5 protein-coding genes and 1 pseudogene are annotated in these 5525 nt (G+C 75.4%); 4 read left to right on the top strand and 2 right to left on the bottom strand.

Features of this window, described 5'->3' with window-relative positions; genetic code table 11:
* Together B7L92_RS28470 and B7L92_RS28465 are read left to right on the top strand one after the other, a co-directional pair.
* A pseudogene (locus B7L92_RS28470) lies at window positions 1-427 on the top strand (ATPase); the annotation flags it as partial.
* A gap of 84 nt (window positions 428-511) precedes the next feature.
* Window positions 512-1435, top strand: coding sequence for a sirohydrochlorin chelatase (locus tag B7L92_RS28465; RefSeq protein ID WP_081240258.1), 924 nt, complete (start codon window positions 512-514; stop codon window positions 1433-1435).
* A 71-nt stretch (window positions 1436-1506) separates the two neighbouring features.
* Here B7L92_RS28465 and B7L92_RS28460 read toward each other — a convergent pair whose 3' ends face one another.
* Both B7L92_RS28460 and B7L92_RS28455 read right to left on the bottom strand, forming a co-directional pair.
* Window positions 1507-2532 (bottom strand): lactonase family protein, encoded by a 1026-nt coding sequence (locus B7L92_RS28460; RefSeq protein WP_081240257.1) that lies wholly within the window; start codon window positions 2530-2532, stop codon window positions 1507-1509.
* 103 nt (window positions 2533-2635) lie between these two features.
* Window positions 2636-4123 (bottom strand): FUSC family protein, encoded by a 1488-nt coding sequence (locus B7L92_RS28455; protein ID WP_081240256.1) that lies wholly within the window; start codon window positions 4121-4123, stop codon window positions 2636-2638.
* A gap of 270 nt (window positions 4124-4393) precedes the next feature.
* On the opposite strand from B7L92_RS28455, the gene B7L92_RS28450 reads away from it, so the two are divergent.
* Both B7L92_RS28450 and B7L92_RS28445 read left to right on the top strand, forming a co-directional pair.
* Window positions 4394-4870: an Lrp/AsnC family transcriptional regulator gene (locus B7L92_RS28450; protein WP_081240255.1), complete on the top strand. Its 477-nt coding sequence runs from the start codon at window positions 4394-4396 to the stop codon at window positions 4868-4870.
* Between the two features lie 49 nt (window positions 4871-4919).
* The coding region (locus B7L92_RS28445) for an HAD family hydrolase (RefSeq protein WP_081240254.1) at window positions 4920-5525 on the top strand (606 nt) is incomplete at its 3' end.

The following is a 5525-nucleotide window of genomic DNA, read 5'->3' as shown; positions in this document are numbered from 1 at the left end:
GGGGCTGCCCGGCCGGCTGTATCCGCGCACCGACCGGCCGGCCGTCCTCGCCTCCTTCGCCCCCCGGGTGGCCGAGTGCGCGGCCGACGGCGATCCCGTCGCCGCGGACGTGCTGCGCGCGGCGGCCCGGCACATGGCGGACTCGGCCGCGGCCGTGTGCCCGGACGTGGACGGGCCGTCGGTCGGTCTCACCGGCGGCCTGTCCGGGATGGGCGACCCGCTGCTCGTACCGCTGGACGAGGAGCTGGCGAAGCGGCTGCCGCGGGCACGGCGGGTCACGGCCGAGGGGGACCCACTGCACGGGGCGGTGCGGATCGCCACCGACCTCACGACGGGCACATTCACCCTTCCGAGCGACGGAAGGATGCTGTGCCTGACGAGCCCGGCGGCCGAGGACGTCACCCGGGCGGCCGATCCCGAGAAGTAACCCGTCAGACAAATCCGGACGGATACCGCTCACCCGGCCCCTCCCCGAACGGGGGAGCCCAGGAAGCCACTAACATGCCGCAACATGAGCACCCCCACTGGGCCCGCGTCCGGCCTGCCAGTACGAATGCCGCGCCCCCGCCAGCCCGGGCGGCACCGCCGCCCCGAGCCCCTGGTGGCTCCCGAGGACGCGCCCGCGCTCGTTCTCGCCGTGCCGGGTGCGCCCAGCAGCACCATTCGCTCCCTGGCCGAGGAGGTCGTGAGCATCGCCCGTTCCGAGCTGCCCGGCCTGGACGCCCGGATCGGTTACCTCGACGGCGACGACGAGGAGTTCCCCTCGCTGCAGTCGGTGCTCGCGTACACCGGTGAGGAGCGCACCGCCCGCTTCGAGCAGGCCCGCGCCGCCGGCGCGGACGTCAAGGCGCCCGACGGTCCCGTCGCCGTCGTCGTGCCCCTGCTGGCCGGCCCGGACAGCGCGCTGCTGCGCCAGGTCCGCCAGGCCGTGATGGACAGCCGCGTCGCCGCGGAGCTGACCGACGTGCTCGGCCCGCACCCGCTGCTCGCCGAGGCGCTGCACGTGCGGCTGTCGGAGGCCGGGCTGGCCCGTGCCGACCGCGCCCGCCTGTTCACCGTGGCGACCGCCGCGGACGGCATCATCCTGGCGTCCGTGGGCGGTGACGAGGCCGTGCAGGCGGCCGGGATCACCGGCATGCTGCTCGCCGCGCGCCTCGCGGTGCCGGTGATGGCCGCCGCCCTGGACCAGGAGGGGTCCATCGCCTCCGTCGCCGAGCAGCTGCGCGGCTCCGGTTCGCAGCAGCTCGCGCTCGCGCCGTACCTGATCGGCCCGGAGATCGACGCGAGCCTGCTCGAGGAGGCCGCGAAGGAGGCGGGCTGCTCCGCCTCCGAGGCACTCGGCCCGTACCCGGCGATCGGCAAGCTCGCCCTGGCCAAGTACACGACCGCGCTGGGCATCGCGCCGCAGCAGGCGCAGAGCTCCCCGGTCCGCTGACGCGGCCGGCTCGCACCGCCCCGTCNNNNCCCGTCCGCCTCTGTGCGAAGGGACCGGCGGGCCGGTCCCGGTCAGCCGATGACCACGCAGGACGCCGCGGGCACCGGGATCGAGCCGCCGCGTCGCGGCACCCCGGTGTCCGCGTCGACCGCGAACCAGGTCACGTCCCCGGAGCGCTCGTTCGCGACGTACAGGAAGCCGCCGGACTCGGTGACCGCGCGCGGCCAGTGACCGCCGCAGGGCACGGTGGTGAGCGGGCTCAGCTTCTCCCCCTCGACCGCGAACACCGACAGCACGTCCTCACCGCGGGTCGCGGTCCACACGAAGCGTCCGTCGGGCGAGACGGCCACGCCCGACGGATAGGCGTCGCCGGCCGGGGCGCCGGGCAGGACCGGGACCTCGGTGAGCGGCCTCAGCTCACCGCCGGCGGCGTCCCAGCGGCAGACGACGAGGGTGGGGCTGAGCTCGTTGAGGACGTACGCGTGCGCACCGTCCGGGTGGAAGGCCAGGTGGCGCGGGCCCGACCCGGGGCGCAGGGCGAATTCCCGGTGCAGGCGGAGGGTGCCGCCGGTCAGGGTGCACACCCGCACCGAGTCCGTGCCGAGGTCGACGCCGACCGCCCAGCGACCGCTCGGGTCGGGCTGCACCTGGTGGGCGTGCGGGCCCCGCTGGCGCTGCGGGTGGGGGCCCGAGCCGCTGTGCCGGAACACCCCGGACGCGGACCGCGCGAGGCCGCCGTCCGCGCGGACGGGGACGGCGGTGACACTGCCGGAGCCGTAGTTCGCGGTGAGCAGGTGCCCGGCGAAGAGACTGAGGTGGGTCGGCCCGCTCGCGTCGACCGGTACCGGAGGCCCGGCCGGCTCCGGTCCGTCCCCGGTCACACGGAACGCGGCCACGGCGCCCTCGGCCGTCTCGCTGACCGCGTACAGCATGCGGCGGTCGGCCGACAGGGCCAGGAAGGAGGGGTCGGGTACGCCGTCCACGGTGCTCAGCACGGTCAGCGCGCCGCTGTCGGGGGCGACGGCCGCGGTGACGATGCCGGGTCCTCCCGCCGCCGTGAACGACCCGATGAACGCCTGTCGCTCGCCATCCGCCACCACTGTCCCCTCTCGTCCGGTACCGGTCCGGAGCGACGGTAGCAGCCGCCCCCTTCAGGTCTAGACCAAAAGCCACCGACCCGGGTGTGTGTCCGTGCGCGCTTCAGGCGCCGACCAGGGGGGATCCGGAGGGCGCCCGCAGCGGCGCCGCGAGTTCGGCGAGGGCGCGTTCCAGACCGTGGAGGTGGGCCAGTGCGGGTTCCGTCGCGGCCGCAGCCGTGCGCACCGCGACGTCCCGGCCGCCGGTGAGCGCCTCGACCGCGGCCTCCACGCGCCGGCAGGCGGCGGTGAGGCGAGCGTCGTGCGAGGCCTCCGGGTCGGCCACGACGGCGACGAGACCGCGGATCTCCCGGGCGCAGTCGTCGAGCAGGGCGAGCACCCGGCGGGCGCGCCGCTTGCGGCCGCGCATCGGGTTCAGCGGATGCACCAGCGGGGCGACCGAGAGCCGCACCCGGGCGAGGAGCTGCTCCAGCTCCGCCGCCTTCGGCGCGGGGTCGGCGTCCGGGACCCCGGCCAGCCGCGCGGCCGCCTGGGCGGTGCACGCGTGGACGCAGTGCAGGGCCCGCTGGATCCAGGCGTCGGTGACGCGGTGGGTGGTCACGGGGAGGACGAGCGTCACCGCCAGCGCGGCACCGAGCGCGCCGACGCCGGTCTCCACCAGCCGCAGGGCCAGCAGACCGGGGCCGAGCACGCCCAGGAGGCCGTAGAGCACCGCGGCGAGCAGGGTCACCCAGAGCATCATCCAGGTGTAGGACACCGCGGCCGTGTAGAAGATGCCGAAGACGGACACGGCGAGGATCAGGGCGGCGGGGAGGGCGTCCCCGTGCACGGGGACGACGACGAGCAGCGCGAGACCGATGCCGATGACCGTCCCCAGCACCCGCCGGAAGCCGCGGACCAGGGTCTCGCCGCGCGAGGCGGTGTTGACGAAGACCCACCAGGTGGCGCCGACGGCCCAGTACCAGCGCTGCCCGGACACCAGCTGGCCCACGACGAGGGCGAAGCCCGCGCCGGCCGTCGCCTGGATCGCCTGGCGGGTGGTCACGCGGGCCAGGCCCGTGCCGCCGGGCGGAGCCGGCACGGCGGCGGGCGGCAGGCGGCGCTCGTAGCACCACAGCCCGAAGCGCACCGCGGCCGCGGCGAGCACGGACAGCACCACGGAGGCGTACAGCTCGGGGAGCTGGTCCGTCCTCGCGTGCAGGAACTGCGCCGCGAAGCAGGTCATGAACGCGAAGACCCCGAGGCTGTGCCCGCGCGGGCCCCAGCGCCGCGCGTACACGCCCAGTCCGACCACGGCGAGGAAGGCGAGGTCGCGCGCCACGGGATGGTCCTGCAGCCCCGCGGCGGCGGCGAGCACCGGCAGGCCGACGGCGGGCAGCAGCGCGGTCGTGACGGCCTGCCCGCGGACCGTGGCGTCGGTGACGGTGAACAGGGCGAGCAGCGCGGCGAGCCCACCGGTGACGGTGCCCGTGAGGGAGTGGCCGGCCAGACCGCACACGACGACCGCCAGCCCGATGCCGAGCACGGCCCGCGCCGCGAAGCGCAGCCGGGTCCGGCCCGGGTCCGCGGCCGTGAACACCCTCTTCAGCACCGCTTACCGCCCCCTGGGAATCAACGAAGTGCACCGTGGCACGAAAAAGGCGCCGCGGGTTCGCAGCGCCATCGACAGCTCCATGGGAGCATCCGGGGCGCCACTGGCTCAACAGGCCGCTCTCCGACTGGGCCATTGGCCCAGCACTCGTGACGCGGAAACGTCCGCCGAGGTGCCAACGGCCGACCGCCCGCGGCTCGGCGGTCCGGCACGCCCCGTGCCGTTGCTACAGTCGGAAACGATCACTGAAGGACGAGGAGACCGGGCGTCATGGCCGTGGACGAGCTCGACACCCGCATCCTGCGGCTGCTGCTGGAGCAGCCGCGCACCAGCGTGCGCGAGTACGCCCGCATCCTCGGGGTCGCCCGCGGCACCCTCCAGGCGCGGCTCGACCGCATGGAGCGCGAGGGCGTGATCACCGGCACCGGTCCCACCCTCTCCCCCGCCGCACTGGGCCACCCCGTGCTCGCGTTCGTGCACATCGAGGTCACCCAGGGGCACCTGGACGAGGTGGGCGCCGCCCTGGCCTCCGTGCCGGAGATCGTCGAGGCGTTCTCCATCACGGGCGGCGGCGATCTGCTGACCCGGGTCGTGGCGCGCGACGCCGGGCATCTGGAGGACGTGATCCAGAAGCTGATCGGCCTGCCCGGCGTGGTCCGCACCCGCACCGAGGTGGCGCTGCGCGAGCGCGTCGCGCACCGGCTGCTGCCGCTGGTGGAGTCGATCGGCCGGACGGCACGGAAGTGATCCCGTACCGGGTGCCGGCCGCCCCGGCGGCCTTGGCATCCTGGACCCCATGAGCACCCTCGGCACCCTCTCGGTCATCTTCGATCTCGACGGAACGCTCGTGGACAGCGAGCCGAACTACTACGAGGCGGGCCGTCAGACCCTCGCCGAGTACGGCGTCCCGGACTTCTCGTGGACCGAGCACGAGCGCTACGTCGGGATCAGCACGCGGGAGACGATCGCCGACTGGCGGGAGCGGTACGGGCTGCGGGCCGGCGTGGAGGAACTGCTCGCGGTCAAGAACCGCCGCTATCTGGAGCTGGCCCGCGCCTCCACGCGCGTGTACCCGCAGATGCGGGCGTTCGTCGAACTGCTGGCGGGCGAGGGGGTGCCGATGGCCGTGGCCTCCGGCTCCTCGCCGGAGGCCATCGAGGCGATCCTGTCGGGCACGGGCCTGGACGCGCATCTGCGCACCGTCGTCTCGGCCGACGAGGTGGCGCGCGGCAAGCCGGCCCCCGACGTCTTCCTGGAGGCGGCCCGCCGGCTCGGCGCGGCCCCCGGCGACTGCGTGGTGCTGGAGGACGCGGCCCCGGGCGCCGCCGCCGCGCACGCGGCCGGGATGCGCTGCATCGCGATCCCGTACGTCGCCGCGCAGGCCGACGCCGCGGAGTTCGCC

It is taken from the genome of Streptomyces viridosporus, from assembly GCF_002078235.1.
GTDB classification, from domain to species: Bacteria; Actinomycetota; Actinomycetes; order Streptomycetales; family Streptomycetaceae; genus Streptomyces; species Streptomyces viridosporus.
The sequence above is the reverse complement of the archived record's forward strand: the minus strand, read 5'-3'. Positions and strand labels throughout refer to the sequence as shown.

Bases quoted from the DNA above. Each gene is read 5' to 3' on its own strand.
- B7L92_RS28465 (WP_081240258.1), top strand. From the start codon at position 512: ATGAGCACCCCCACTGGGCCCGCGTCCGGCCTGCCAGTACGAATGCCG.
- B7L92_RS28450 (WP_081240255.1), top strand. From the start codon at position 4,394: ATGGCCGTGGACGAGCTCGACACCCGCATCCTGCGGCTGCTGCTGGAG.